The sequence below is a fragment of the Streptomyces sp. NPDC087422 genome (assembly GCF_044744145.1).
Lineage (GTDB): Bacteria > Actinomycetota > Actinomycetes > Streptomycetales > Streptomycetaceae > Actinacidiphila.
The window spans coordinates 642,397-667,986 of the sequence record NZ_JBIUXT010000003.1 but is presented as its reverse complement, the minus strand read 5'-3'; the positions used below and the strand labels follow the sequence as shown (position 1 = coordinate 667,986).

General features: G+C 65.5%; 22 protein-coding genes and 2 CRISPR repeat arrays (1 of these 24 only partly in view). Of the genes, 6 read left to right on the top strand and 16 right to left on the bottom strand.

What is annotated here, in order from left to right; genetic code table 11:
• Window positions 1–590: direct repeats of the CRISPR family, unit length 28 nt; unit sequence GGGAACAGCCCCGCGGGCGCGGGGAGCA; it reaches 2,020 nt to the left of the window's first position.
• A 143-nt stretch (window positions 591–733) separates the two neighbouring features.
• The 8 genes from cas2e to ACIO6U_RS12520 form a co-directional block, all read right to left on the bottom strand.
• Window positions 734–1,102 carry a type I-E CRISPR-associated endoribonuclease Cas2e gene (cas2e, locus tag ACIO6U_RS12555; protein ID WP_401718142.1) on the bottom strand — a complete coding sequence of 123 codons (369 nt, stop codon included), beginning with the start codon at window positions 1,100–1,102 and terminating at the stop codon, window positions 734–736.
• Window positions 1,103–1,112: 10 nt separating this feature from the next.
• Window positions 1,113–2,066 carry a type I-E CRISPR-associated endonuclease Cas1e gene (gene cas1e / locus ACIO6U_RS12550; RefSeq protein WP_401718139.1) on the bottom strand — a complete coding sequence of 318 codons (954 nt, stop codon included), beginning with the start codon at window positions 2,064–2,066 and terminating at the stop codon, window positions 1,113–1,115.
• A 3-nt stretch (window positions 2,067–2,069) separates the two neighbouring features.
• Window positions 2,070–2,771, bottom strand: a complete 702-nt coding sequence (gene cas6e / locus ACIO6U_RS12545) for a type I-E CRISPR-associated protein Cas6/Cse3/CasE (RefSeq protein WP_401718132.1) — start codon at window positions 2,769–2,771, stop codon at window positions 2,070–2,072.
• Window positions 2,771–3,466, bottom strand: a complete 696-nt coding sequence (gene cas5e / locus ACIO6U_RS12540; RefSeq protein ID WP_401718129.1) for a type I-E CRISPR-associated protein Cas5/CasD — start codon at window positions 3,464–3,466, stop codon at window positions 2,771–2,773. The genes cas6e and cas5e overlap by 1 nt, the downstream gene beginning before the upstream one ends.
• Window positions 3,463–4,695: a type I-E CRISPR-associated protein Cas7/Cse4/CasC gene (cas7e, locus tag ACIO6U_RS12535; RefSeq protein ID WP_391042170.1), complete on the bottom strand. Its 1,233-nt coding sequence runs from the start codon at window positions 4,693–4,695 to the stop codon at window positions 3,463–3,465. Before cas7e ends, cas5e begins: the two co-directional genes overlap by 4 nt.
• 93 nt (window positions 4,696–4,788) lie before the next feature.
• Window positions 4,789–5,490, bottom strand: a complete 702-nt coding sequence (gene casB / locus ACIO6U_RS12530; RefSeq protein ID WP_401718126.1) for a type I-E CRISPR-associated protein Cse2/CasB — start codon at window positions 5,488–5,490, stop codon at window positions 4,789–4,791.
• A complete protein-coding gene (gene casA / locus ACIO6U_RS12525) occupies window positions 5,490–10,178 on the bottom strand; it encodes a type I-E CRISPR-associated protein Cse1/CasA (protein ID WP_401718542.1) in 4,689 nt (1,562 codons plus the stop codon). The genes casB and casA overlap by 1 nt, the downstream gene beginning before the upstream one ends.
• 667 nt (window positions 10,179–10,845) lie before the next feature.
• Window positions 10,846–12,466: a CRISPR direct-repeat array (repeat unit 29 nt; unit sequence GGGAACAGCCCCGCGCGGGCGGGGAGCAG).
• 250 nt (window positions 12,467–12,716) lie between these two features.
• The gene (locus tag ACIO6U_RS12520) at window positions 12,717–13,067 is read right to left on the bottom strand and encodes a hypothetical protein (protein WP_401718123.1); all 351 of its coding nucleotides are present in this window, start codon (window positions 13,065–13,067) and stop codon (window positions 12,717–12,719) included.
• A 223-nt stretch (window positions 13,068–13,290) separates the two neighbouring features.
• Here ACIO6U_RS12520 and ACIO6U_RS12515 point away from each other — a divergent pair, with 223 nt between their 5' ends.
• The 4 genes from ACIO6U_RS12515 to ACIO6U_RS12500 all read left to right on the top strand — a co-directional run bounded on the left by ACIO6U_RS12515 (window position 13,291) and on the right by ACIO6U_RS12500 (window position 17,073).
• Entirely contained in the window at window positions 13,291–13,650 is a 360-nt protein-coding gene (locus ACIO6U_RS12515) for a hypothetical protein (RefSeq protein ID WP_401718120.1), read from the top strand.
• Window positions 13,651–14,201: 551 nt separating this feature from the next.
• Window positions 14,202–15,275: a DUF262 domain-containing protein gene (locus ACIO6U_RS12510; RefSeq protein ID WP_401718117.1), complete on the top strand. Its 1,074-nt coding sequence runs from the start codon at window positions 14,202–14,204 to the stop codon at window positions 15,273–15,275.
• Window positions 15,272–16,024, top strand: a complete 753-nt coding sequence (locus ACIO6U_RS12505) for an MAE_28990/MAE_18760 family HEPN-like nuclease (protein WP_401718114.1) — start codon at window positions 15,272–15,274, stop codon at window positions 16,022–16,024. Before ACIO6U_RS12510 ends, ACIO6U_RS12505 begins: the two co-directional genes overlap by 4 nt.
• Window positions 16,021–17,073, top strand: a complete 1,053-nt coding sequence (locus tag ACIO6U_RS12500) for a DNA cytosine methyltransferase (RefSeq protein ID WP_401718111.1) — start codon at window positions 16,021–16,023, stop codon at window positions 17,071–17,073. The genes ACIO6U_RS12505 and ACIO6U_RS12500 overlap by 4 nt, the downstream gene beginning before the upstream one ends.
• Before the next feature lie 123 nt (window positions 17,074–17,196).
• On the opposite strand, the gene ACIO6U_RS12495 is transcribed toward ACIO6U_RS12500, so the two are convergent.
• Window positions 17,197–17,847: a hypothetical protein gene (locus ACIO6U_RS12495; protein ID WP_401718108.1), complete on the bottom strand. Its 651-nt coding sequence runs from the start codon at window positions 17,845–17,847 to the stop codon at window positions 17,197–17,199.
• A 233-nt stretch (window positions 17,848–18,080) separates the two neighbouring features.
• Complete coding sequence (locus ACIO6U_RS12490) at window positions 18,081–18,647, bottom strand: hypothetical protein (RefSeq protein ID WP_401718106.1); 567 nt, start codon at window positions 18,645–18,647, stop codon at window positions 18,081–18,083.
• Window positions 18,648–18,800: 153 nt separating this feature from the next.
• Between ACIO6U_RS12490 and ACIO6U_RS12485 the strand changes: the two genes are divergently transcribed.
• Window positions 18,801–19,724, top strand: a complete 924-nt coding sequence (locus ACIO6U_RS12485; protein ID WP_401718103.1) for an FkbM family methyltransferase — start codon at window positions 18,801–18,803, stop codon at window positions 19,722–19,724.
• Window positions 19,725–19,783: 59 nt separating this feature from the next.
• Here the strand turns inward: ACIO6U_RS12485 and ACIO6U_RS12480 are convergent, their stop codons facing one another.
• From ACIO6U_RS12480 to ACIO6U_RS12465, 4 genes are all read right to left on the bottom strand, one after another.
• Complete coding sequence (locus tag ACIO6U_RS12480) at window positions 19,784–20,269, bottom strand: DUF6907 domain-containing protein (RefSeq protein WP_401718101.1); 486 nt, start codon at window positions 20,267–20,269, stop codon at window positions 19,784–19,786.
• A 13-nt stretch (window positions 20,270–20,282) separates the two neighbouring features.
• Window positions 20,283–20,732 (bottom strand): ATP-binding protein, encoded by a 450-nt coding sequence (locus ACIO6U_RS12475; RefSeq protein WP_401718098.1) that lies wholly within the window; start codon window positions 20,730–20,732, stop codon window positions 20,283–20,285.
• Window positions 20,729–21,448 (bottom strand): GntR family transcriptional regulator, encoded by a 720-nt coding sequence (locus ACIO6U_RS12470; protein ID WP_401718095.1) that lies wholly within the window; start codon window positions 21,446–21,448, stop codon window positions 20,729–20,731. Before ACIO6U_RS12470 ends, ACIO6U_RS12475 begins: the two co-directional genes overlap by 4 nt.
• Window positions 21,449–21,743: 295 nt before the next feature.
• Window positions 21,744–22,019, bottom strand: coding sequence for a hypothetical protein (locus ACIO6U_RS12465; protein ID WP_401718092.1), 276 nt, complete (start codon window positions 22,017–22,019; stop codon window positions 21,744–21,746).
• Between the two features lie 78 nt (window positions 22,020–22,097).
• On the opposite strand from ACIO6U_RS12465, the gene ACIO6U_RS12460 reads away from it, so the two are divergent.
• Entirely contained in the window at window positions 22,098–22,853 is a 756-nt protein-coding gene (locus ACIO6U_RS12460) for a GntR family transcriptional regulator (RefSeq protein WP_401718090.1), read from the top strand.
• 67 nt (window positions 22,854–22,920) lie between these two features.
• Here ACIO6U_RS12460 and ACIO6U_RS12455 read toward each other — a convergent pair whose 3' ends face one another.
• Together ACIO6U_RS12455 and ACIO6U_RS12450 are read right to left on the bottom strand one after the other, a co-directional pair.
• Complete coding sequence (locus ACIO6U_RS12455; RefSeq protein ID WP_401718087.1) at window positions 22,921–23,814, bottom strand: hypothetical protein; 894 nt, start codon at window positions 23,812–23,814, stop codon at window positions 22,921–22,923.
• 767 nt (window positions 23,815–24,581) lie between these two features.
• Complete coding sequence (locus ACIO6U_RS12450; protein WP_401718084.1) at window positions 24,582–25,394, bottom strand: TIGR04255 family protein; 813 nt, start codon at window positions 25,392–25,394, stop codon at window positions 24,582–24,584.
• Window positions 25,395–25,590: the final 196 nt, after the last annotated feature.

Sequence of the window (25,590 nt, the reverse complement as noted above, 5' to 3'; positions counted from 1 at the left end):
GGTGGTTTGCGACGGGAACAGCCCCGCGGGCGCGGGGAGCACGACGCCGAGCTGATGCTCACCTCCGGCGCAGCGGGAACAGCCCCGCGGGCGCGGGGAGCACACGGTGGTGCTGCTGCCGTAGAGCGTGGCGCGGGGAACAGCCCCGCGGGCGCGGGGAGCACGCGTGGAACGCCGCACACCCGGGTGACACCCGGGGAACAGCCCCGCGGGCGCGGGGAGCACGTCCGCCTCGTCGTACCGGGCGCGCCCGTCGAGGGAACAGCCCCGCGGGCGCGGGGAGCACTTCAGCCGGGTGGCGGGGTACAAGACCCCGGCGGGAACAGCCCCGCGGGCGCGGGGAGCACTTGTGGATCGGTTCCCCGTCGTCGTCTGCGGAGGGAACAGCCCCGCGGGCGCGGGGAGCACATGCCCAACGGGATCTTCGCGTTGAACGCGAAGGGAACAGCCCCGCGGGCGCGGGGAGCACTGCCACAGGCCCCGGTCGATCGAGCTGTCCAAGGGAACAGCCCCGCGGGCGCGGGGAGCACCTGTGCGGCGTCAACTCGACGAATTTCGCGGGGGGAACAGCCCCGCGGGCGCGGGGAGCACAGTGTTTGGCCTGGTGTGTTGGAACGGCCAGCACCGGATCTTACTTAAGTTGAGAGATTCGGACATATCGCCTCGATGTCCCCATCGCTCCCGCGCCGCGCACGGCGCGCCGCGGGTTCCGCGCCACCGCATCGCGCACCCCTCAGCTTCCGCCGCCGAAGCGGCGGCGCTTCGCTGCCTTGCTCCAACCGGTGGTGGGTGGGGAAGCGGAGGAGCGGGAGGAGTCGGAGCGGCGGCCGGGGTGGGGGCGGTGGATGAGAGTGAGGCCCTCGTGGTCGATCGGGTGCCAGGCGTGGTCGTGGGTCTTGAAGGTGTAGCCCTGCTCGGTGTCGGTTTGGTAGGCGAGGAGGGCACGGCCCTGGTTGGCGTATTGGCGGACCTCGGCCCAGAGGACGTCGCGAAGACGGGCGGACGGGGCGCCGAGGAAGACGCCCGGGGAGATCTCCAGGAGCCAGCGGGTCAGGAAGCCACGGAGACCGGCCGGGCAGTTGGTGAGGATGATGACGGTCACGGGGATGCCCTCACCAAACGATCTCGGAGTCGTAGTTGCGGCCGCTCTCGACTTCGACGCCGTGGTCGGACTGGAGACTTACACGGTCGCCTGCCGCGGTGTCCGAATCCTCCCGCACGGCGTCGTAGCCCAGCAGGTCTTTGATGTCCTGTACGCAACGCTCCAGCAGTCGCGTTCTGTTGACCCGGTCCCGGACGGCCCGCCGCGTTCGGGACGCCACGTCTTCCGGTCCTTCCGCCGCCGCGTCGAAGGCCGCGGGAATGCCCACCGAGGTCTTGTAGAGGTCGGCGATATCGAGGACGAAGGAGCGTTCGTGACCCGAGTGCACGAACCCGAGGCCCGGCGAGCAGCCGAGGGCGGCGACGACGGCGTGCGCGATGCCGTACATGCACTGAGCGGCAGCGGTGACACCCTGGTTGGGCGGGTCACCAGCCGCGAAGTCGTCCCGGTTGTACTCACGGCGGCGCCACGGAACGCCGGTGCGTTCGGATTCGGCGCGGTAGCACTGGCGCAGGCGGCGCCCCTCCATGCCGAGGAGTTCCTGGCGCGTCTTGCCCGCCGGGTCTTCGTCGGGGAACCGCAGACGGTACATCGCGCGGGCGACGTCCAGCCGTCGCCGCGGATTCGCCCACGCGAGAGCCTGGGCCTCGACCAGTCCGGAGGAGCGGGTCAGAGCGCGCCCGCCCGCGTAGAAGCGGACGCCGTGCTCCCCGACCCAGACGACGCCCGCCCCGCAGTCGCCGAGGACGCTCATCGCCTGGTGGGTGATACGCGTGCCGGGACCGAGCAGCAGCGTGCCGATCGTGGCGGACGGTATGTGTGTCACGCCGTCGGCGCTCTCGGCCGTGATGGCGTTGTCGTCACGGTGGACGACGCACCATTCCAGGTAGATGAAGGACAACCGGTCCCCGATACGGGTGAGTTCGCGCGGCGTGGCGGCACCGCGCCTGCCGACCGTGCTCATCGGTCAGCCCACCGGAGCAAGAGTCATCAACCCGCACCCGTACGCCTTCGCCTTGCCCAGACCCTGGGTGAGGGTGCGGCGCAGCGCGTCCGGGTCGGTCACCGTGAGCCGGCCGTCGTACGTGATCGAGGTGAGGGAGACGGTGCGGCGCTCGGCTGCTTTTGCGAACCGCAGGTCCCGCTTGTCCCGGAGGACGAGCTGGAGTTCGTCGCCGTACTCCAACAGCCTTGTCTCGGGCGGCTTTTCGACGACGGCGAAGCCCGATGAGGCCTGCCGCTCCAGCAGCCACGCCTTCTGATGGCGGGCGGTGAGGTGCGCGGTGCGCTTGCGTTGCTCGTCGTCCGTGCGACGGATGGAGTGCACGGGGTTGGCGGTGAGCCGGAAGGTCCACGTACTCCCGACGGACAGCCGGGCGAGGAAGGCCCCGTAGTCGTACGTCTGCCAGCCCGGTGTGTCCGAGGCGGCGGGCCAGCCGGCCTGTTCCACCAGATGTGTCAGGTCAGGACGGGTGGGGCTGACGACGAACAGCACCACTTCGGCGGCCGAGTTGCGGTCGACGCGCCAGAGCACACGCGGCCCTGAGCCGTCTCGCACGGGCAGTTCGGGGAACGCCATCGCGACGGCGGCGTGCATCCGGTGCGGCGAACCGAGCAATGCGCGGCCGTCACGGCGGGCGGTGTTGAGGCGAAACCGGGTCATAAACATCACACGGCTCCCAGGGTCGACGTCGGATCGTGAACAGAGGCACGCTCGACAGACGGGTTCGGAACACAGTCCGCCACCACACCGCGCAGCCCGTAACGCCGGTGCCGCGGGTCGAAGCTGACCGGCGCGTCACGGAAGCTCTGGTCGGGGGGCGTGCCGGGCGGGCAGTCGAGCAGCAGCGCAAGCTCGCGCGGCGTGCCGTGACGATGCCGGTACCAGCCCGATGCCTGCCAGGGCACCTCTCCCAGCGCCGTCACAATGTCCGCGTCGTCGCACACACCCAGGTCGAGCGGCTGGGACGGTGGGCACGAGCGGCGTCCCAGATACGGCAGCCACACCGGTGCCCGTACGGCCGCGTTCAAGCGCCCGATCAGCGCGGGTTCCCCCTCGACCGCCGCCACGAATACGGCGTCGGCCAGGTAGAAGCGCTCCGACAACGGCATCGCCTTGTCCGTGTCGAAGTGGTGGGCGGTCTGGAAGTCCCTGATACGCGTGCCGGGTTGATCGATGCGGACGCCGTAGCGCAGCTCCGTCAGATCGCTGAGGTCGGCATCGCGTTCCCTGCCCTCGGCAGCGGCCAGCAAGCCGAGTACGCCGCTCTTGGTGGGGGCGTTCTCGGTGGTGCGGCGGGCGAATCGCGCGGCTGAGCCCCATGCCTGCAATGGACCGGCCAGGCGCAGCAGGAGCACGCTCACGCGCCGGACTCCCGCCCTGCGGAATCCGCCGTGCCATGGATCAACCGCTCAGCCACCGACTCGCCGATCGACGAGACCAGTTCGGGAATGCTGATGCTCTCGCCAAGGGCGGCGAGCGGCCCGGTTCCCTCGCCCACCCGCACAAGCCAGGTTCCTTCGTCGCCCGCGATGCCGTACGCCGCTTCCAACTCCGGTACGTGAGCGGCCAGTCGGCGGCACGCCTCCTCGACGAAGCCGTCCTCGCGGCGCTTCGGGGCGACGGCTCGCTCGAAGGCCGCCACAAAGCTGACGGGCCGCTTCGAACGGAGTTTGACGAGGACGACGCTCGGCAGCGTGTGATTGCCGAAGGTGTTGACCTTGCCGCTGGGCAGAGACGTGATGAAGCCCTCCAGAAACGCCTCGACGGCGCGACGGGTCGGAGCCGCCGCGTGCTCTTCCTCGCGCAGTCCCGCGCCGAGGTTGGCATGCAGGCGGTCGACATCCAGAGCCGCATAGCGGTAGAGCGTCGCGGAGTTGAAGTCGATGACGCCGATCATGCCCGCGCCGGGTTCCGCGCCGGTGTTCCGGTCGTCCACGGCTGTGTAGTAGTCCGATTCGTTGTCGACGGCATGCACGCTCAGGGCGTGGGCGACCTGGGTGGCCGCCTCGACGTTGAGTCCGGCATCGTCGGCGACCATTCGGCCGAAGAGTGCGATGTCGACCGAGTGGCGGGTGTCCACCAGGTGCTTGGCGAGAGCCTTGTTGTCCTTGTTCTTGAAGAAGCCCTTGAGGACGGCGACATCGCCCTTGCCTTCGCTGCCCTTGAGGGCGAGTTCCGCGAGCGCGTCGAGCTGGCGGGCGCTGAGGAACATCAAGTACGACGCTTCCGGCGCTGGTTCGGGCTCGCCCTCCTTGGCCTTGCGCTTGGGCGGATCGATCTTCGAACCGGTGGCGGTACGCAGCGTCTCGGCGGCCAGCGCGAGCGCGGCCGTACGGTCGAGGGCCGGCTCGTGCGCGAGGATCCGCTCCGCGACCGCTTCAGCGACCTTCTTGGTTCGCACGCCCAATTCTGCAGGGTCAACGAGGTCGTCGAACGCCTTTCGTGTGGCCCGCTTCCAGGCCTGGCTGGAGACCCGGGCCCGACGGACACCTCCGTAGACCGCGGTCTTGGGCGATCCGGTGTCGTCGCGGTTGATGTTGCTCGGCGGAACGGTCTGAAGAATGTGCACGTCGATGATGGTTCGGGTCACGGTCCTGAGTCCTGTCGCATGGAAGTGCGGATGAGTGTCTGAGGGAACGTCAGAAGCCAGCAGTGCGTTTGGCGTTGCCCGGCGTGCGCGCTTTCAGTCCTTTGGCGTTCGGCGGCCGGGCACCACACCCGCCGCGTGGAAGTCCCGGCCCCATGTCCTGCGGACGTCGGCTTGGGCCGAGGGCCGCTGCCAGCGGTAGAGCTGATCGGCCAGGAGCGCGTAGTCGAGCGGAATGGAGTTCTTCCGAAGCAGCAGGACGATCTCCCGCAGGCGCTGGGCGAGGACATCGAGGGTGGTGGCGGTGCCGACCCGCACGAACCGTCGGCGGATCACCTCGTCGATCTCCGGTTCGGAAGGCACAGGGACCGGTGATGCCGGGGCCGGACCGCCCACTGTCCTGACGGCCGCGGGCACCATCAGCAGGCGCACGGACCGGCCGAGCCCGTAACCGGGGACGTGTGTGTCGGTGTCGCGGAGGGACTGCTGGTGCAGGGCCCACAAGGTGACCGCCATGTTCAGCGCCTCGTCCGCTCGCTCCTCGTCCGGCCGTTGTACGGTGCCGGTCGCGGATTCGGCGATGACGAGAGCGAGTTCCTCCGTGCCGGTCAGTCCCCAGAGGTCCTGTACGTCGTAGGCGGGACGGCCGACGCCGCGCCGCAGCCTGGCCACGGTCGCGACCGCGGCCGGCCGGTCGTTTCGGTAGCCGCCTTGGAGCCTGCGGATGCAGCGGTCGGTCGCTGTGCCAATGAGGTCGTATCCGCGGGCGCCGGACGGGTTGGGGACGGTTGTGGTCATCACGCGGGCTCCGTTGCTACGTCTGCTGCGTCTTGTGTGCCGGCCGCGTAGTGAGCGACGAGCACTGTTTCCTCACCGGACTCCGCACCGCCCGAGCCGATCGCGGCGCCGGTGGGCGCGACGGACGGACTCGGCGCCAACGGCAGGACTTTCCTCAGGTTCACCAGGAACCACAGTTCGGCCTGTGCGTCATTCAGCCAGCGTCGGCCATTGCCGTCCGGCAGGTCCACGTACCGTCCCTCGGCCGCCGCCGGCCCCGCGTCGTTGAGGAGTTCTCGCCCCAGGGCGCGGATCGTCGTACCGACCGTCCGCTGCCACTGACCGCGGTACTCCTCAGGGTCGGAGATGTTCCGCAGGCCGCTGAGCCACGCCCGGTACGGGCTGTCCAGCGCGGCGAAGCCGAGGTCACGGGCTGTGGCCGTGGCCGGTCCCAGGTCGGAACCGGCTGCCTGGGCGAGGTTGCCCGCGAGGTGGCCCAGCGCCCTCACCGCGTCATCGGCGTCGGCGACGGCAGCGACTGCGACTTTCCCGTAGAGGGGTCGCTCCGCGTGAAGCGCGACGACCGGGAGCAGGATCTCGTCGTCCGTGATCTCGTCGATGACCGACTGCTGTGTGCCGTACTTGGCCCCGACGATCCGGGTGCGCAGCAGGCCGAGTCGCGGCAGATACTCCTCGTACGTGAGCCGGGCAAGCCACTGGACGACTCCGGGCGGCAGAGTGCGCTCTGCTCTCTGCCGCTGCTCGGCGCCTTCCCTCCCCCGGCCCTTGTCACCGAGAAGAGCGGCGAGACCGCGCCACGCCGCGCGGCTCGGGTCGTGCTGGCTCGGCATGAAGACTTGAGGCTCGCCCCACTTCTTCGCCTGAGTCGGACTGTCGCGCCACGCGGTCATGGGTTCGCGCCGATGCCGGTTGCGCACGGCGAAGGGGTCGCCGTAGCAGAGGACGACACCCGTCACCTCGCCGTCGCCGTGGTGCAGACGGATGCGTCGGCTCTGCCAGGTGTAGAGGTCACGAGGGCCGGACGGGCGGGGGTCGTCGGGGTCCGCCGCGATCGGCTGCGGGCCGAGGGGAGGTCGGCGCCATACGGGCCTGTCGTCCGTGTGGACCTGGAGGAAGTCGTTGTCCGCAGAGATCAGATTGAGCAGCAGGGTTTCCTTGAGGGTGTCGCCTTCGGCGAAGACGCCGCCGAGGTTCCCGGCCCAACCGACGCCCAGAGCACCTGACGGGTAGCCCTTGCCGCCTTTCGCCCTCGGATCGTCAACGGCTCCCGACTTGATCCCAGACGTGTCGAAAGCGTGAGTGTGCACGAGCCAGCGCGCCGCCTCGGCGAATCCGAGCCGATCGGGACCGGGTTGACGCATGCTGAAGAAGGGATCGCCGTTGGGAACGTCGGCGACGATTCTGCTCAGTGGACCGATGTCGTTCTTCTCCGTGTGCAGACCGGCGACTTGGAGGAACGGCTGCTGAGGATGGAGCAGATCGAATCGGTCGCGATACCGGTCGAGATACTCCGGTACCGCGGTGAAGGGCTCGTCGGACTCCCACAGTTCACCCCAGTCCTCGATCTCTCGCGGGCCGTCCACGGCGTCGTGCAGGACGGCGAGCAGTAGTCGAATCAGGGCGAACTCCTGCGTCGGTACGTCGCCGACGATCCGCCGGAGCCCGGCAGCCTCTGCGAAGACGTCGCGCAGGGACATCTCGTCCGTCGTCCCGTCCAGTCGCTGCACGGGAATCCAGGGCCGGGACACCAGGTCGAATGAGGGCACTCCGTCTACCACCCTTACGTCGTCGGCACCTTCCGGCACCACGAGAAGCCCGTCGGACGGGCTGTAGCGGACCTCGGCACCGACCAGCCGGGCTCGGCGGTCCTCGTCGAGGACCAGGAACAACTCCCCTGCCAACCAAGGGCTTTCCTTCACCTGCCAGGCCGCAGGACAGAATTTCTCCAACTCGCGGATCGTCCGGTCGATCACCCAGGATTTGGAGAAGTGCCAGGGAAGGTTCAGCGCACTCGCGGCGGCGGCGCGGGCCGCTCTCCCCTGCGGTACGGCGTGCTCGGGCAGGTCGAGTCCGCCCCTTGCCTTGTCCAGCCACGGCAATGTGGTCAGCGTTCCGTCGCTTCGCCTCTGGATCACGAGGACTTCGAGCGTGTCGTCGGTGTCGCGTACCTGGGCGCGTCCTGCCGCGGTGTCGTCGGCGTCGCCGACTCCGGCGTCGATCCAGCCGATGATCGGTCGACCCGCGCGGCGTACGGGACCGAGCCGGAATGCCTCGGCCCGGTCGGACTTCTCGGCCAGGAGCGCGCGGTAGGCGACTCTGGCCTGCGCCATCTTTGCGGCCCAACTGTCCGGGCCGAGCGGATCATCGCCATACGCCGCCTGTACGAGTGGGCTGATGTCCTCGGGCAGACGTAAGGGGCGCCCTTCCACGTGCGGCCGGAGGACGGCAAGCGAGCGCAGCAGCAGGTGTTCTCCGTCGTAGACCTTGACCGAGCCGCGGGCGATCTCCGGCGGATCCTGTGCCCAGTCGGCTATGCCGGTGATCAGGCAGCGCGCGTCCCGGAGGCGAGGGGGGCGCGGTCGGTCGTGCCGGTGGAGCCGACCCATCCGCTGCAATATCAGGTCGACCGGGGCAAGGTCGGTGACCAAGAGATCGAAGTCGAGGTCGAGGGACTGCTCGACAACCTGGGTCGCCACGACGATGTGCGCGCCTTCGGGGCGTCTGCTCCTGGGGCCGAAGCGGTCGAGCAGCTCAACATCTTTGCGGGCCCGGTCGGCAGCGACGAAGCGCGAGTGGGCGACCGTGACCCGCTCCTCACCGAAGCGCTCCCGCAGCCGCCCCGCCGCTTCCTGCGCGCGGTCGACGGTGTTACGTACCACCAGTGCGCAACCGCCTTGGCTGAGTTCGTCCTCCAAGCGGTCGACCAGGATGGTCACGTCGTCGTCGAGCGGCTGAACATGGACGTCGGTGCGGCGGCCGGACGCGGCGGGAGGCTGCCGGACCACGGTGGGGCCGCCGGGCGAGACGGCGGTCAGCAGTGGATACGTCCCGGCGGACGCTGCGGCGGACGTGTCGCCGGACCGGTCGGCCTCGGACACAGGGTGACCTGCGTACGCTTCGGCGAGCGCCCGGCGGCGGCCGGCGGGCAGGGTCGCCGACAGCAGCACGACCGGAACCCGGTATGCGGCCAGCCATTCCAGCACACGTTCCAGGTACGTGCTCATGTAGGCGTCATAGGCGTGGACTTCGTCGATCACGACGACCTTGCCCGCCAATGCGAGGTGGCGCAGGGCCAAGTGGCGACTCTTCAACGAGCCGAACAACACCTGGTCGATCGTCCCCACCGCGAAGGACGCGAGCAGCCCCTTCTTCCGTCCACGTAGCCACTGGTGGGCCTGGAGTCCGGAAGGACGACGTCGTTGCCGGGCGTTGGGGCCGTCGAACTCGTCCCCGCCGTCGAGATCGACCGCCGCGACCGTGCGGGCACTGCGGCTGGCGAGGCCCGCCCAGGTGTCGTTGAGCGCGGACTTGGCATGGGCGAGAAAGACGGACTGCGGCCCGTCGGACGGCAGTCGGCCGATCCAGTCGATCAGCCGGGCGAACATCGCGTCGCCGGTCGCCCGCGTGGGCAATGCGATCATGCAACCGCCCGCCCCGGTGCGCGCGGCCAAAATTTCTGCCGCCGCGAGAGCCGCCTCCGTCTTGCCCTCACCCATGGGTGCTTCGATGATCAACAGGCCGTGCGGTTCCATTTCCCGCGCGATGCCGACCGCCTGTTCCTGCACGGGGCGGACGGACGCGCCCTGCGGTAGGTCGAAGCGCGCGGCGAACAAGTCGGCTGCTGTACCCGCCGGTTCGTCCGGCTCCCAGGTGCCGGGAAGGTCGAGGCCCAGCCAGGCCGCCTCCAACCGTTCCGACTGCGACCGCCGCGTCCCCTCCGCCGTGATGCACGGAAACAGGTCTGCCGAACTGGCGATCCAGTCCGCGAGAATCACGATCGCGGTCAGCGTGACCTGGACCGGCTGGGAGAGCTTCACCGACTTCCACGCGCTGAAGTCGTCCTCACGGATGCCCGCCACCTCCGCGCAGGCGGCCATCAGCTCGAACTGCACGGCCTTCCAGCGCGATTCGTTCTTCCCCCGCGTACGTATCAGCTCAGGACGCAGCGCGAGATCGTGAATGCGCTGGTGCCCTGGCGGCACACCATGGTGGCCGCCGATCACCACGGCGAACTGTCCGCTGACCCGGTTGGACCACCCGTGCCTCTCATTGAGCCACTCACTCAACAAGAGCTGACCGGCCAGCCCGTGGGGGCCCAACTTGCGGTCCTCCCTGAGCCGTTCGAACGACGGCATGTCGAGACCGTGGTCCCGCATGACCTGCGCGAGCGGATCGACCTGGCACGCGAAGGCCGGCGTGGCCTTCCCGATGTCATGCACCCCGGCCAGCCACCCCACCAACCGCCGCCCGTCCTCCACCCCTCCGGGCAGCGCCTCCCCCACCAGCGCCTTCACATTCCCCGGCAGCCACGCATCCCACAACCGGCAGGCCACAGCCCCGCTGTCCGCCATGTGCCGCCACAACGGCAGCCACCCATCGGTGTCCCGATCATGCTTCCCCCACGCGCTCCGCGCCGCGACAGAGAGGGAGAAGGCAGACCTCAGGAGTGCTATTCGAGGCTGAGCCATTGGCATATTCGACACCGTCGATCCACGTCCGACAACACCATTGCGCAAGTTGACCAATAGTGATCACCGGTGCCAACGATTCTTCACCCACGGCTGTCCGATGGTAGATGTTTGATCGAACCCGTTACTTGCCGTGTGTGCGGTGAGTCGAAGCTACTCACCGCACACACAAGGTGTCCTTAGAACCGCACCGGCGACCAGGATGATCGGTATGCTCGCGGCATTACCAGGATGACCTGGATCACGAACACGAACACGAGCACGAGCACGAGCACCGCGACGCGAAGCCACGCCCGTGCCGCCTGCACGCCTCCCAGGGCACGGATCCCGGCACGGACCCAGGTAGGGGCCAACGCCGAGGGTCTAACCAACAGAGACGCGAGTCTTGCCCCGACCTCCTGTCGCACGCTGCCGGTGCGCGAGATACAGACCTACGGAGCAACCCTCATAAGACCGACGCCGAGTAGAGCGTCGACAGGCTGAGGCGCCGCCCAGTTGCCGCCATCAAGTCCGACAAGCCAAGTTTGCGCCACACAGCGGAAGTTCTCGATGCAGACCGACCCGGCTGAATAACCCCACGTGTGTGGGGAGCACTACAAGAGCTTCGCCGTGATCGGCCTGCACCTGGGTTCAGCCCCGCGCGCGGGGAGCACACGTCCAACGTAAGCGGGAACAGCCCCGCGCGGGCGGGGAGCAGTCCTGCACCGCGCGCGGCGTCGCGAAGCTGAGGGGAACAGCCCCGCGCGGGCGGGGAGCAGAGCACGAAAGCATCCACGTTCTGCGGAGCGTCGGGAACAGCCCCGCGCGGGCGGGGAGCAGCTGCGGTGTGTCTGCGCTCCTGCTGCCGGTCGGGGAACAGCCCCGCGCGGGCGGGGAGCAGCACGTACACCGTCCGGGCGAAGAACTCGGGGGGGGAACAGCCCCGCGCGGGCGGGGAGCAGGTGCACGCGCTCGGCACACACGAGTACCTGTGGGGAACAGCCCCGCGCGGGCGGGGAGCAGGTTCCGTAGCCCCTCTATGTCGGCGACCGGCGGGGAACAGCCCCGCGCGGGCGGGGAGCAGTCGATCGCCTGCCGAACTGGCTCGACGACGGGGGGAACAGCCCCGCGCGGGCGGGGAGCAGGGCGTCGTGAAAGGCTTCATCAGGAAGCGCGCGGGAACAGCCCCGCGCGGGCGGGGAGCAGGACTACCGGCCCGCCCTGATCCGGCTGGCGCAGGGAACAGCCCCGCGCGGGCGGGGAGCAGGGCCAGCACACCCTGTTCGCCTCCTGGGCCGAGGGAACAGCCCCGCGCGGGCGGGGAGCAGCGGTCGGCAGCGAGGCGGTGCACGGGCGGCCGGGGAACAGCCCCGCGCGGGCGGGGAGCAGGCCGCCGGACAGCTCAGCATCGCACTGTCGGAGGGAACAGCCCCGCGCGGGCGGGGAGCAGCTTGCGGGTGATCGCCACCGCACCAGCGAGCGGGGAACAGCCCCGCGCGGGCGGGGAGCAGGTGCTGGGCTCGGACGCGGAGGTACCCAAGGAGGGAACAGCCCCGCGCGGGCGGGGAGCAGGTGCTGGGCTCGGACGCGGAGGTACCCAAGGAGGGAACAGCCCCGCGCGGGCGGGGAGCAGGCCGCCGGACAGCTCAGCATCGCACTGTCGGAGGGAACAGCCCCGCGCGGGCGGGGAGCAGCTTACAAGCGAACTGATCACCGCCGCTGTCGAGGGAACAGCCCCGCGCGGGCGGGGAGCAGGGTTCGCAAGGTCCCTACGGGATCAACTGACAGGGAACAGCCCCGCGCGGGCGGGGAGCAGATGTCCGCCGAGCCTTCACCGACGCCCTGGTAGGGAACAGCCCCGCGCGGGCGGGGAGCAGGATGACACCGTCGTAGAACTCACCGCCGAAGAGGGAACAGCCCCGCGCGGGCGGGGAGCAGTTCGCCGCGACCTTGAGGTTGCCCTGGAGCTTGGGAACAGCCCCGCGCGGGCGGGGAGCAGTCCCCGAAATGGCACACGGCATCGCCGGGCGCGGGAACAGCCCCGCGCGGGCGGGGAGCAGAGCAGAGGTACTCGGCCCCGGTGTTCATCCAGTCCAGGGGAACAGCCCCGCGCGGGCGGGGAGCAGTCGCCGATGCCTCCGGGATCAGCTTCGGGCGCGGGAACAGCCCCGCGCGGGCGGGGAGCAGGCCAGGACGCTGTCGCCGCTGCTGTTCACCGCGGGAACAGCCCCGCGCGGGCGGGGAGCAGACGTCGATGCCGACCGGGATGGCCTCCCAGAAGGGAACAGCCCCGCGCGGGCGGGGAGCAGAGTGAATGACCTGGGGCTTTATTCGGTTCGACGGCCAATTTTACTCACCTGCCGAGATTCGGATATATATTCCTTATTGCAATAATCCGCCAACACTCAGGCACTTCGCCACCAGGGCAAGACTTGCCCGCTCTTCGACACAGCAACGTGCAGGCGGGGAGCGAGCCCCACGACATCCTTAGCATCCATTGGCCACCCAGGGACCATGGACGGCCGAGAGGACGCAAGGAAGGAGAGCCCCGCATCGCCCTCAGGTGCCGGCGTTGTTATCGCGGCGGGCCGGGGGGAGGAGGAGATCACGGGCGGGGTGGGCTTCGCCGGTGACATTGCTCGAGACTCCGAGGTCCACGCGGGCGGCCTCGTGGAACGCGTTGATGGCGCGGAAGGTGGCGCGGTTGCGGTCGCGCCAGGCTTCCAGGGTGTCCGGGGTCTTGCCGGTGGCCTGCCAGTCGACGGCCAGGGCAGCGGCGTTGAGGTCGTGGGCGGCCTCAACGACGTCGTCACCGCCCAGAAGCATGATGCGTTCGAAGGCGCGGCCCCGGGAACGGGAAGCGGCGGCCACGTCGGCGAGCATCTCGAAGCGTTCTTCGGCTGCCTCCACTACGCCTCGACACGACCCTCCGAAGCCGCGGCACTCGGCGAAACAGGGTGCCTCCTCCCCGACGAGGAGGACGAGGATGCCTGGGGCGAACTCGTCCTCTCCGAGTCACGGCCCGAAGTCGGATCGGGCTGGACCGACGACGGGCAGCCGTACGAGAAGCGCGGACTCAAGCGCCGTGCACGCAAGGCGACCAGATCGGTGCCGTCCGCCGGTCCTCGTCCGCATGTTCCGCGACCACATCAGGACGTACGGCACCGCTCCGGACGGCCGGCTCTTCCGCGCTGTCGGCGGCGGGCGCGTACGTCCCACCGAGTACACCGAGATGCGGCAGGCGGCGCGGGGAAAGGTGCTCTCCGCCGAGGAGTTGGAGACGCCGCTCGCCGAGGTGCCGTACTGCCTGCGGCAGGCCGGCATCTCCTTGTGGATCAAGGCGGGCGTCGACCCGGTGGAGGCCGCACGGCGGGCCGGGCACAGCGGCGCCGTGCTCTTCCGGTTCTACGCGAAGGTCATCAAGGGCCGCCAGGACCAGGACAACGACCGCATCTCCCGCGCCCTCGCTGAACAGGCCGAATACCCCGAGTGATGCGCACGAAGAGCCGTGGACCCGGTCCACGCCTGGTCCACACGCACTGGTCGACGGCGGGACATACGCGGGTCAGGGTTGGACAGGGAGCAAGACCAAGGGGTGTCCCGATTTCCGGGACACCCCTTTTGGCCTGCACATACAACTACCTCGGCGGAGGCTGTGGGATTTGAACCCACGGTGACATCGCTGCCACGACGGTTTTCAAGAGGTGCGCGCTCAACGAAGGCAGTCCGCGCCTGACCTGGGGCCGGCGGGATCTGAGCCGCACTGGAGCACCTGTTGGCCCGTGTATGGCCCACTACAGCACGGCCAGCCACAGCTGTGCCGCACAGATGTGCGTACCTCTCCGCCGCACCGCGGACCCAGCGCCGAGCCCCAGGCCAGAGCCCTCTTGTCCCAAAGAACATCATCCGCAGCCACCTCAACCGGCTCCTCGACGATGTCGCTGGTCCCCGAAAAAGCGAGACAGGCTATGGCATGATCGTGTATACGTCGGCCAGGACACGGCCTTGGCCTGGGGTACTCACGGGGTATGGGGACGGTAGCGCATGACAAACGACGATCCGGTGATCGCACCTGCGTCGCAGGATGCTGCTGAGCAGCAAATCATTGAGCAGTCAAAGCGCATCGATTTCTACATTACGGAATATTCGGTAGAAATCCTGGCTAGCAAGATGCGTGACGGTGAGTACGTCGTCCCCTCCTATCAACGCGAGTACACCTGGGAGCACGAGCGCAAGTCAAAGTTTATTGAATCCGTCCTCATGGGCCTCCCCATTCCATTTGTCTTTTTTTGGGAAATGCCAGATGGAAAACTTGAGGTCGTCGACGGATCTCAGAGACTTCGCACCTTGGAGGAGTTTCTCTACGGAAACTTGCGCCTCGGCGAGCTGGAGCAGCTTTCGCTTACCTCAGGCTTTCGATTCGCCGATCTCCCCGAGTCCCGGCAGCGCAAAATAAGGAATCGATCGATTCGTGGCATTGTATTGAATGAACATGCCGATGACATCGCGCGTCTTGACATGTTCGAGCGGATCAATACAGGCAGCAAAATTGCGAACACCGCAGAAGTCCGCCGTGGAGCACTGGCAGGCCCGTTCCTTAGCTTGGTGGTCGAACTCTCAAACGACCCATTGCTCGCCAAGCTTGCACCTATGAGCGAAAAGCTCAGGCTTGAGCGTGGCTATGATGAACTCGTCACGCGGTTTTTCGCATACGGTGACGGTTTGACAGAATATAGGGATCGCCCGTCAGATTTTATCTTCGAGTACGCAAAGAAGATGAACCAAGCATTCCGCGAGGACGCGTCACTCGCCAGTACTTACAGAGATCGTTTTCAGAACATGCTGAAGTTCGTCGAGCAGGCGTTCCCGAACGGTTTCCGCAAGACGGCGCGAGCTAAATCCACTCCGCGAGCGAGATACGAATCGATCGCCATTGGCTCGTACTGGGCAATGCGGGAGCGGCCCGAACTCATGAATTTCGATCAAGCCCAATTTGAAGTTATGTCTTGGGTTAATGGGCCTGAATTTACGAGCGTTACGGGCTCAGACGGCGCAAATGCTCGCGCACGACTTGAAGGACGAATCAATTTTGTCAGAGTCAAGCTGGTATCAGTATGAGCACGGGAGATCTCCTACCGTTCTTCGAGGAACGCTTTGGTGAAGTCGATGCGTATCTAGAATTGCTAGACCAGGTAGAAACAGCAACGCAATCTGGTGTTCCCCGCATCGCCGGTTCCAACTATCCAATTAGTGCTGATCAGCAGAAAATCCTTTACTCAAGCGTATACCTACAACTTTATAACCTAGTTGAGGCGACGATGGCTCGGTGCGTCGCCGCTATAACCGACGCAGCCGCCGCGGCCGGACAATGGCAGCCACATGACCTCAACGAATATCTCCACCAAGAGTGGGTACGCGCCGTGGCGGGTACCCACATCGAACTGTCCCCGGTAAACCGTCTAAAGTATGCTCTCCGAATGAGCGATCACATCGTCAATAAGTTGCCAGTTTCAACCTTTGCGATCGACACTGGTGGTGGTGGTAACTGGGATGATGAGTCCATTCATGAGATGGCCAAGCGGCTGGGTTGCCAAATCTCGTTGAGCAAGCCGACACAGGAAGGGGTCAAAAGACAGAAGCGCGATGGATTAGGCCCCCTGAAGCTAGTTAAAAACCGCAGAAACAGCCTAGCCCATGGATCTATCTCCTTTGTTGACTGCGCCGATGGGGTTGCCGTATCCGAACTTCGCGAGACAGCAGAGAACATTGAAAAATACCTGCGCGAGGTGATCGACAACTTCAAGCAGTACATCGACTCGTTTGATTTTCTCCGTCCAATTAGTAGACCGAATGGTGCAACGACATGAACCAGTCCACGGGCCCTCTCATCACTGCCGTGGACCTGTTCTGCGGTGTTGGTGGACTCACGCATGGTCTCGTGCGTAGTGGGATTGAGGTAAAAGCAGGGGTCGATCTAGACCCGCATTGCCGATTCCCCTACGAGGCGAATAATGCCGCGCCGTTTATCGAACGCGATGTGACCAACGTAGGTGGCAACGATCTATCGCCGTTCCTGGAGGGTGGTAGGTACTCTCTCCTCGCGGGGTGCGCACCATGCCAGCCCTTCTCAACCTATAGTCAGAGCGGCAGAAGTAAGAGGCGCAGCCAGGACTGGCAACTCGTTCTCAGCTTCGGCAGGCTTGTAGAAGAAATCCAGCCGGACCTCGTCACAATGGAGAATGTTGCACAACTTGCGGATCATGAAGTCTTCAAGAGTTTCCTCAAGCACCTAGATGGCTACACAGTGAAGTGGTCTATCGTAGAATGTGCAAAAATCGGGGTTCCTCAATCGCGCAAAAGACTAGTATTGCTGGCTTCCAAACTGGGCGATGCCGGGCTAGACGTTACATCGCAGTACAAGGAAGCTGCCAGAACGGTACGGCAAGAAATCGCCGGACTCCCTCCTATTGAGGCTGGACAGAACCATGCCAGTGATCCGCTCCACACGGCATCTTCCTTGAGTGAAATAAACTTGCGGCGTATCAAAGCATCTAAACCGGGCGGAACCTGGCGCGATTGGGATCCCGAATTGGTCGCTGCTTGCCATCAGAAGAGCACAGGCGCCACTTACCCCAGTGTCTACGGGCGCATGGAATGGGACGCCCCAGCTCCCACAATCACGACTCAGTGCTTCGGCTACGGAAACGGTCGATTCGGCCATCCGTCCCAGGATCGCGCAATTTCGCTACGCGAGGCTGCGATGCTGCAAACGTTTCCCAGGGAGTACAATTTCTTGGGTCCAAATGAAAAAGTTCGTTTCAGCCGGCTGGGCCGATTGATTGGAAATGCAGTACCCGTACGCCTAGGTGAGGTCATCGGCAAAACCTTGGTTGACCACGTGAGCCGTGTCGGTTAGGATACCGCTGCCTTATGCTCAATAGTCTTCCGGTACGCACTGAGATTTGGCGTTGCCCCCGCCGCCCGGCGAGTTTCAACCTAACTGCCTTTCCGGTAGCACCAGATTCCTGAGCGAGCAACATTAGCGATTGAACGACTGCCGTCCGGCTGTGGCCATGATCCGGTTCGCTAGGTCCATGAGATTGGTGATGGACGGCGCTTCCACGTACAACAAGTCGCCGCGGCCGCTTCCATCCCCGAACCCACAGCCGCTTTCCCGAACCATCGCTGTGAGCCAATGAACGGTCGTACGTTCTGCTGCGAAAAGAACGACGGGCTCCTCTGACCAAGAGTGTTCAGAGGTATGACTCCGACAGCTTGCAGCGGGAAAGCAGCCGATGGACGAGAGCGCGAAGGACAGGCCCGCAACACCGATCTCCAGACCGTCAAGTACGCTCTCTTCCCTGTCGCCGTCTCCGACGATCTCTAGAATTTCACTGCGCGGATGGGCAGCCGCGAAACCCTGTGGCAGGGAGTCAGGTGTCCCATTCTCAATTGCTGTGGCGACGGCTTCAAACTCCTCCGGTGACGCGGCCACCTGGTCCACCAGATCAACCAAGTGACGTTCTTCCGTGATTATAGTGAGAGCATCGGCGTGGCTGGCACCGCTGATGTTCCACACGCCTTGGAAGAACCCGTATCCTTCTTCGTCGACTTCATCCTCAGAAGGCATTCTCATGGGCACACTCTCAGGGAATGACGGATTGACCTGAAGGTCGAGGCGTGGGATCACAGAAGCCTCCTAATACTCCGGAAACACGCTTCGGGTACTCTAGGTTGATCAGGGAGAGTAGGTGAGAACCCCCAGTCCTGTCCATCACAGGTGGTGTCGACCTGCTGCGACGTTCAGGGCCGACAAGCAAGAGCATTTATTGCTCCCACATAAGTATAACGTTTCTCACCATGCCCACCGATTCAAGACCCACTGATATCCAACTGATGAAGACGGCGACACCGAGGAAACCATCAAGACCTAGTGCTGTCATTACGACGGGCCGGCGGGAGCAAGAGGTCGCGGTCCGGGTGGGTGTCGCCCGTGAGGGTGCCGCTGACGCCGAGGTCTTCGCGGGCCACCTCGTGGAAAGCGTTGATGGCGCGGAAGACGGCGCGGTTGCGGTCGCGCCAAGCGGTGAGGGTGTCGGGGGTTTTGCCCGTGGCTTGCCAGTCGACGGCCAGGGCGGCTGCGTTGAGGTCGTGGGCGGCCTCTACGACGGCGTCGCCGGCAAGGAGCATGATGCGCTCGAAGGCGCGGCCTCGGAGGTGGGCGGCCTCGGTGAGCTGGGTGCGGAGCGCGGACTCGGGCTCGTCGCTGCGGCGGATGTCCTCGGTGTGCTCGTACAGCTCGACGGCGAGGAAGACGCCGGCACGCACGCGATCGACGTAGCCCTCGTAGGCGTCGAGCTTCTTGTCGTCCCAGCGGGTGAGGAGTTCGCGGCGGATGCGCTGGCGCTCGGTCCAGTGGTTGGTGACGTACGTGGTGAGGGCGCCGAGCAGAACGGCCGCGATCGTCACGAGCTGCTCGGAAGTGTCCACGCCGTCCTCGCCCTCCCCCATGAGTCATAAAGACGTCTTGAGGATTTTAGGGGCGTGCCGGAGGCTTGGGGGCGCGCTTCGGGTTTCTGGCTCGAAGGCTGCGACGGGCCGCGGTGCTACCGTGCGCGTGGCGACCTGCGGAGAGGCGAACGGATGAGCAACCCCACTTCAGAGGCCCTGGTCACGCTCGGCCGCTGGTACGTCCGCAACGCCCCGGGCACCGTCGGGAAGGCGCCTCTGGCCGGTCGCTACCTAAATCCGCGGCTGCGCGACGAGCCGCGCCGGCGGGTCACCGAGACCGCAACCGGGGCCCGCTTCGCCGTCGACACTCAGGACCTCATTCAGCGGTATCTGTACCTGTTCGGGGTGTGGGAGCCGCGGATGACGCAGTGGCTCCAGCGGCGGCTACGGCCCGGCGACACGTACGTGGACGTCGGCGCGAACGTCGGCTACTTCAGCGTCCTCGCCGCGCAGCTCGTCGGCCCGGAGGGTCGGGTCGTGGCGATCGAGGCGTCGCAGGCGTTCAACGAACGGCTTGAGCAGAACGCCCGGCTCAACGGCGTCACCAACATCCGCGCCGTCCACACCGCCGTCTCCGACAAGCAGCAGACCCTCACTTTCATACTGGCCAGCTCCGCCAACATGGGCGCGAACAGCATCGTGCCGTGGGACGGCCCGGCGGAGTCGACCTTCGACATCGAGGCGCTCCCGCTGCCCGACGTCCTGGACGACGACGAGCTCGCGACGGCGCGCGTCATCAAGGTCGACGTCGAGGGCGCGGAGGGCAGCGTCGTACGGGGTATGGCGCCGCTGCTCGAACGCCTGCGGCCTGACGCCGAAGTGACGGTCGAGGTCACCCCGGATCGCATGGAGCAACTCGGCGACTCCGTGGAGGAGTTGCTCAACACGATGCAGAGCGCCGGCTTCCACGTCTACCGGCTGGCCAACGAGTACGCGGCGGCGACGTATCCCTCCGCGCTGCACGGTCCGGCGGCCGTACCCGTCCGCTGGCGGGGGCCGGTGACCGACGAGAGCGACCTCATCTTCTCCAAGGTGGACGCTGAGGTGCTGCCGTAGAAGCAACGAGGCCCGGCACTCCCGAAGTCGGAGTGCCGGGCCTCGTCTGCGTACGCCGGTCATGTCTGTTGCTGAGTGAGCCAGTCCTCCCGAGCGCTGATGAGCTGCGGCCGTATCTCGTCGTCCAACAAGGCTGCCTGGGCCCGTAGTTGGGTGGCGATCTCGGCGAGGCCGGACGGAGTGAGGCTGTGCAACCAATAATCGCCGACAATCCGGATGTTGGCGACTGGCAGTCGCGGCAGCGGGCCGCCGACGTACGGGTTGGCGTCGATGCTCGTCCGGAAGACCTCGGAATCCTCGGTCTCCACGCCGTGGTGAGCAACGGCCATGCGCTGGCCGGGGAAGCCCGTCCAGTGGTTCATGTCGGCGACGAGCGTGGTCAGTTCGTCCAGGAGGACGCCCGTCTCACTCGGGTCGGCCTCGGCCCACGCAGGCAGGTAGCCCGAGACGGTGCAACCGCAGGTGGTCGTGATGGTCCACGTACGGTCCCGCCGTAGGGGCTCGGCGGCTTCGGACGTACGCGGCTCCGTCATGCTGCTGCTCATGGCAGGACTCCCCTCACTCACCGAGGTCCGGCCACTGGCCGGAGGTGTCAACGGTGACGAGCGCCCAGACGAGCTTGCCGACGCCCTCGCGCTTGCTCGTCCCCCAGCGTTGCCCAGTGATCGCGTCGACCAGCATCAGTCCGCGCCCGGCCTCCGCCTCCTCGTCCGCCTTCTGCAACTCCGGCCACTGGTCGTTGGCGTCGTGCACCTCGATCCGTACGCCGCCGTCGGCGCGCTCGTACCGGGTCTCGATCTCGCGTCCGCGGGGGTGACGGGCGTGGCGTACGGCGTTGGTGACGAGTTCGGAGAGGACGAGTTCCGCCGGGTCCATCAGCTCGGCCAGACCCCACGCGGTCAGTACGTCGCGTAGATTGCGGCGCGCGCGGCCGACACACCTGCGGTTATTGGACCATCGGCGTACCGAGATCGGCGTCGCCCTTTCGGGCTGCGGCAGTGCGTTCATCGCGCTTCGGCTTTCTTCTCGGTCGTCTCGGTCGTCGTGCCGATCGGGGTGACGAAGGCGGCCTCCGTACGGTCGCCGGGCAGTACGAGGTGGGCGTACGCGACGACCTGGCCGTCGGCGGTGGTGAAGGTCCGCTCCACGGCGAGGACGGGCGTGCGGGTGGAGATGCGCAACGACTGTGCTTCCGTCGCGGTGGGGAACCGGGCGGTGACCAGGTCGTTGCTGTACGCCGCGGGCGTCGTGTCGCCGGCCGCGAGGACCAGGTCGTCGCCCCAGGGGGATTCGCTGGTCGCGTCGGCGGTGTACGGGGTGCCGTTCGGTACGTAGAGGTGCGCGATGCTCTGCGGGGTGTCGTCGCGGTGGCTTACGCAGACGTATTCCGTGACCAGGGTGTCGAGCGGTGTGCCGAGACGGGCTGCGAGGTCGACGGTGGCCGTGATCACGCCTGAACTGACGTTGATATGCCAGCCGTTGACGGCGCCGCGCGGGTAGACGAGGCGCTCGATCGGCCGGCGTACGAAGTTGCCTCGACCCTGGAACTTCTCGATCAGGCCCTCGGCGCGGAGCAGCTCAAGCGCTTCGCGGAGTGTCGGCGTGCTGACGCGATAGCGGGAGGCGAGTTGGGTTTCTGGCGGGAGGCGTTCGCCGATCGCGAGAGCGCCCGAAACGATGAGGCGACGGAGGTCGTCGGCTACCTGCTGATGGCGGGCGGTCATGTGGCGGCGAGCACCTCCTCGGCCGGCTCGCTCCCCCGGAGCCGGGCGCGCTCAGCCGCGCTCAGGACGTACGGGCGGATGAGCGGGAGGTCGTTGCCCACCCAGAAGGGCGCCGGCTGTGCGGGCCGGAGGCTTCGTAAGGTCGGCGTCGTACGCCTCGACTGCGGGAGCCGTACAGGCGGGCCCTGGCGTCCCGTCGCGCGAGCGGGGCGCTGCGCTATCCATGTGGCGGCGCGACGAAGGTGGTTGAACACGCTGGTCAGCTCCTATGGCTGATGGTGGTGCCCGCGCGGCGTCAGGTGTCGTCACCCTCGGCGTCGCCGGGCGATGCGGGCGAGTGCTTCCGCACGGCGGCCCATAAGGACCGGCCGCGTACACCGCTGTCGGCGAAGCCGAACCAGTCCGCTTCTGCGAGCAGGGCAAGCAGTTCGCCCCACGCGTCGGAGGGAAAGGTGGTCGGCATCGCCGCTTCGATGCGTGTGTGGTCCTTGTACTGCTTGATGACCGGGGTGAGTCCTACGGCGGCGAGGCCCGCGCGAATGCCTTCGGTGCGGGCTTCGGGTTCGGGCACGACTCATCTCCGTCACCTCGGAAGCACTCTCAGTGAAGCTAGTTAACTAGGTTAGAGCTAGTGGACTAGATTGTCCACATGCCTGAGCAGCCGCCCTATCTCCGCATCGCCGACGTGCTCCGCGAGCGCATCGAGAGCCAGGAATGGACGCCCGGCGACCGCCTCCCCTCCCGCGGCGAACTGTCGGCGCAGTACGGCGTCGGCGACAACGTCATCCGCCGCGCTCAGGAGTTGCTGATCTCGCGAGGCATCCTCGAAGGCCGCGCCGGCTCAGGGACGTACGTCGCCGAGCCGCGCGAGCGGGTGCGGATCGTCCGCGCTACTTACCGCGAGCAGGCCGGCGGGTCGCCCTTCCGCTCCGACATGGCCGCGCTGGGGAAGCGGGGGACGTGGGAGAGCCGCACTGAGGCGAAAGTGCCAGTGCCGGCGGACATCGCCGCCCGACTCGGCCTCGCCGAGGGGGACTTGGGCGTGCGCACCGCCTACGAATTCCTGGCCGACAGCAAGCCGGTCCAGCTCTCGACCAGCTGGGAGCCGTACGCCCTGACGGCGGGAACCCTGGTCGTCCTCCCGGAAGGCGGCCCGCACGCCGGCGCGGGCGTCGTCAGCCGTATGGCAGAAATCGGCATCACGGTCAGCCACGCGGTGGAGAGACCCGAGCCTCGGGTCGCCACGACGGAGGAGGCCACCCTGCTCGGCATCCAGCGCGGGTCTCTGGTTACGCACATCCAGCGGACGTACTACAGCGACGAGGGCCAGCCGGTCGAGACGGCGGACATCGTGGTTCCTGCGGCACTCTGCGAGATTGTCTACGAGGTCCCGGTCAATCAATGAAGTCAGCCCACTGAGACTATTCAGGCACTGAAGCGTCCAGGATGCTGGATAATATCCTCGTATGCCTTTAAATCGGCATGGGCGAAGAGAGATGATCCAAGTCGATCTCCTCGCTTTTACGATACCGCTCGTACGAGAACTCTTCAGTAGAGCAGATGTCGGCTTCCAGCGCTCCGCCAGACACCGCGTTCATTACAGAATCCACCTCAGCGGATGAGGGCTTGCACATGCCGGCCCAAGCCTCTGCAAGCGAACTCCAAAGAATGAAACGCGCCCCTGCGTCAAGACCTGCTTCATTCTTAAAAATTCGCTCCGCAATATTACCTGGAGGTTGGCGAATCGTCGTTCCCGAATTACCGTAGAGCCAATTATTCAGCTGGTCACTAATTTCGGGGACCTCATCAGCCAGAAGCGGTGGAAGGGTTCCCGGCTCTACAATCACACAAAGGCGAAGAGAGAACGGATAGCGAATCCACCCACTATCTGACTCAATGCGCAGAGAAGCAACTCTTTCAAATGCCTTACCCGCGGGACTTTGAGCCTTTCCAGACTTGCTGACCACTAGGCTCTGCAACGGCCTCAACCACGGCACCACGTCGTCCGGAAAGGCGAAGCGGCTATACCTACGGCCGACTCTCTGGCCGAATTTTCTAACTTCCTCATCACCCTGCACGCCTGGACGAGCCTGGTATTCAGCGACCAGGGATTTATCAACAGTCGCCAGATATGTGAGGTCAGCAAAAAAAGTCGGCCCGACCGCGGGAAGGGGAACCAAATTTGGGCGCCTCCCATTGCGGCTTTCTTTGGCCTCGTTCGTCGGCAGGTTAACGACACGCGCGACGTGGGCCGTTGGTCTATCCGACAAGACCAGATCACAAGTCTGCGTGATGATCGCAACACCGTCAGGCGTGGGCTCCCAGCGGACCCGCCCCCGGCCAGAAGCAACGGGCATCGCAGACATGTCAATAACATGCCCCTGGCTCAGAGTCCTGAGGTGACCTTGCCAGTCGGTCCGAGGCTCAGGTTGGTCCTCTCGTCGCCGAAGCAGCGCCCCGATGAAGCCTCGCACCTCGGATCTATGCCTTGCCATGGCTCCCGATACTTAGTCAGGTTCCGCACCAGCCAACTGGCTTGGAGTATATCCGACGCCCACGATAGGAGTCTGGCCCCTGCGATGCCGCGACTGAAACGCCTCCAAGGGGCTAGGCCCGCCTGGCTCCGAAACATGAAGCCAAGTCCGACGCTGGCTTGGCGTAAGCCCTGCTGCACTCCGGACTACCTCTGAAAGATCCGCAAGCATCTCAGAGTGACGGGCGTTGATCTTCCCACCGGAGGCCCACAAATGGATAGATCGACGGCTCACGCCAAGAGCACGCGCGACTTGATCCCATGTAAGACCGCTCTCGTCATGGATGTAGTGGACGAGATCAGCAGCTTCAGGAGCCTTGCTGCCCAAATCGACTTCCGTGACCGCAGCAGGCTGATGTTCTACATCTGCGGCTGAAATGACCGGGCTGAGTGTCTGCTCTGCAAGAGGTCTAGCCTCCTGGACTGGAATACCTACGAAAGTAGACGTTGCCATGGCCGCCGCGAGAGCCATACCGGCTACCCAAACTCGTGGGCTCGAAGTCGCAGACGAAACAATCTGCATTTGCTGAACGGTAGTGGGATCATTGGATCCCAGAGCGGAGATCGGCCCGGATGTACTAGTTGCACTGAGTGCACCCATTAGGAGCCCCCAAACTCCGTCAGGAAGGTTGGTGTGACAGCCCAGCGAAAGAACCTATACGCCCGCTCAGAAAGACCGTTGATAGTTTCCGACAAGCTGGATACATCGGAAATGATCTGGGAATTCTGGTAAAATGAATCCAGATCCAGAATCCAACTTTTCTCTCCGATAGGCAGGAGCGAGGGATCGAACGTACTATTTTGGGGCATCTGTCCCCACTGCACGAGAAGTCCGTTCCCGTCTTGAAGGTTAAACAGAGCTTGCGATAGACTGTGCTGAAGGGAAGCCCTTTCCCCAAGTGCAACCGCCGAGATCCCAAGAATCTCCGATCGCACAAGGTCAGGCAAACGCGCAATCAAATCGCAGTCTACCACTCTATTCGTGTATCTAAAACCGACCCTAGTATAAGCAGGAACCCGTGCGAGTCGCTTGAGGGCGTCAGCCGCTCGAAGCAAATCCTCGCAGAATTCAGAACGTCCGCGATATTTAGTTGTTTCGATAGTCAGAGATCCATTGGACAGCGAGATCGTTACATCTCTACTTGCAGAGCTGAGTTGCCAGACGGGTGTTTCACTGGTCTGGGGGGAGACCTTTCCACCCTCGATGAGCATGCTAATCTCAGACGCTTTGTCCAAATATGGGTACTTCTCGCTGAGTTCTTCGGCAAATTTCGAATTAACGTTCGAAGAATTCAGGGCGGAGAGAGGCTCGAACCGCAACTGGGCCAAGACGCGAGCCAGCGGGGCCGATGCCAAGGGCACCTCTTCGCATGGCTCATCGCCGAACGGATGCTCAAGCTGGCGTGGGCTCATATTTCACACACTACTTCACATCTGACATGGCCGTCACGAGGGTTGGTGGCGTCTATCCGCCGTGTGGGTATAAAATACGCGCCCGCCGTCGGCATTTGGGTGATTTTTGTGCGAAAACGCCACGGCTTGTCCTCGTCGCGGGCGAGGAAGCTGGCAAGGGCCACAGACGGTTCGATCTGTGTGAACTGCACCGCAG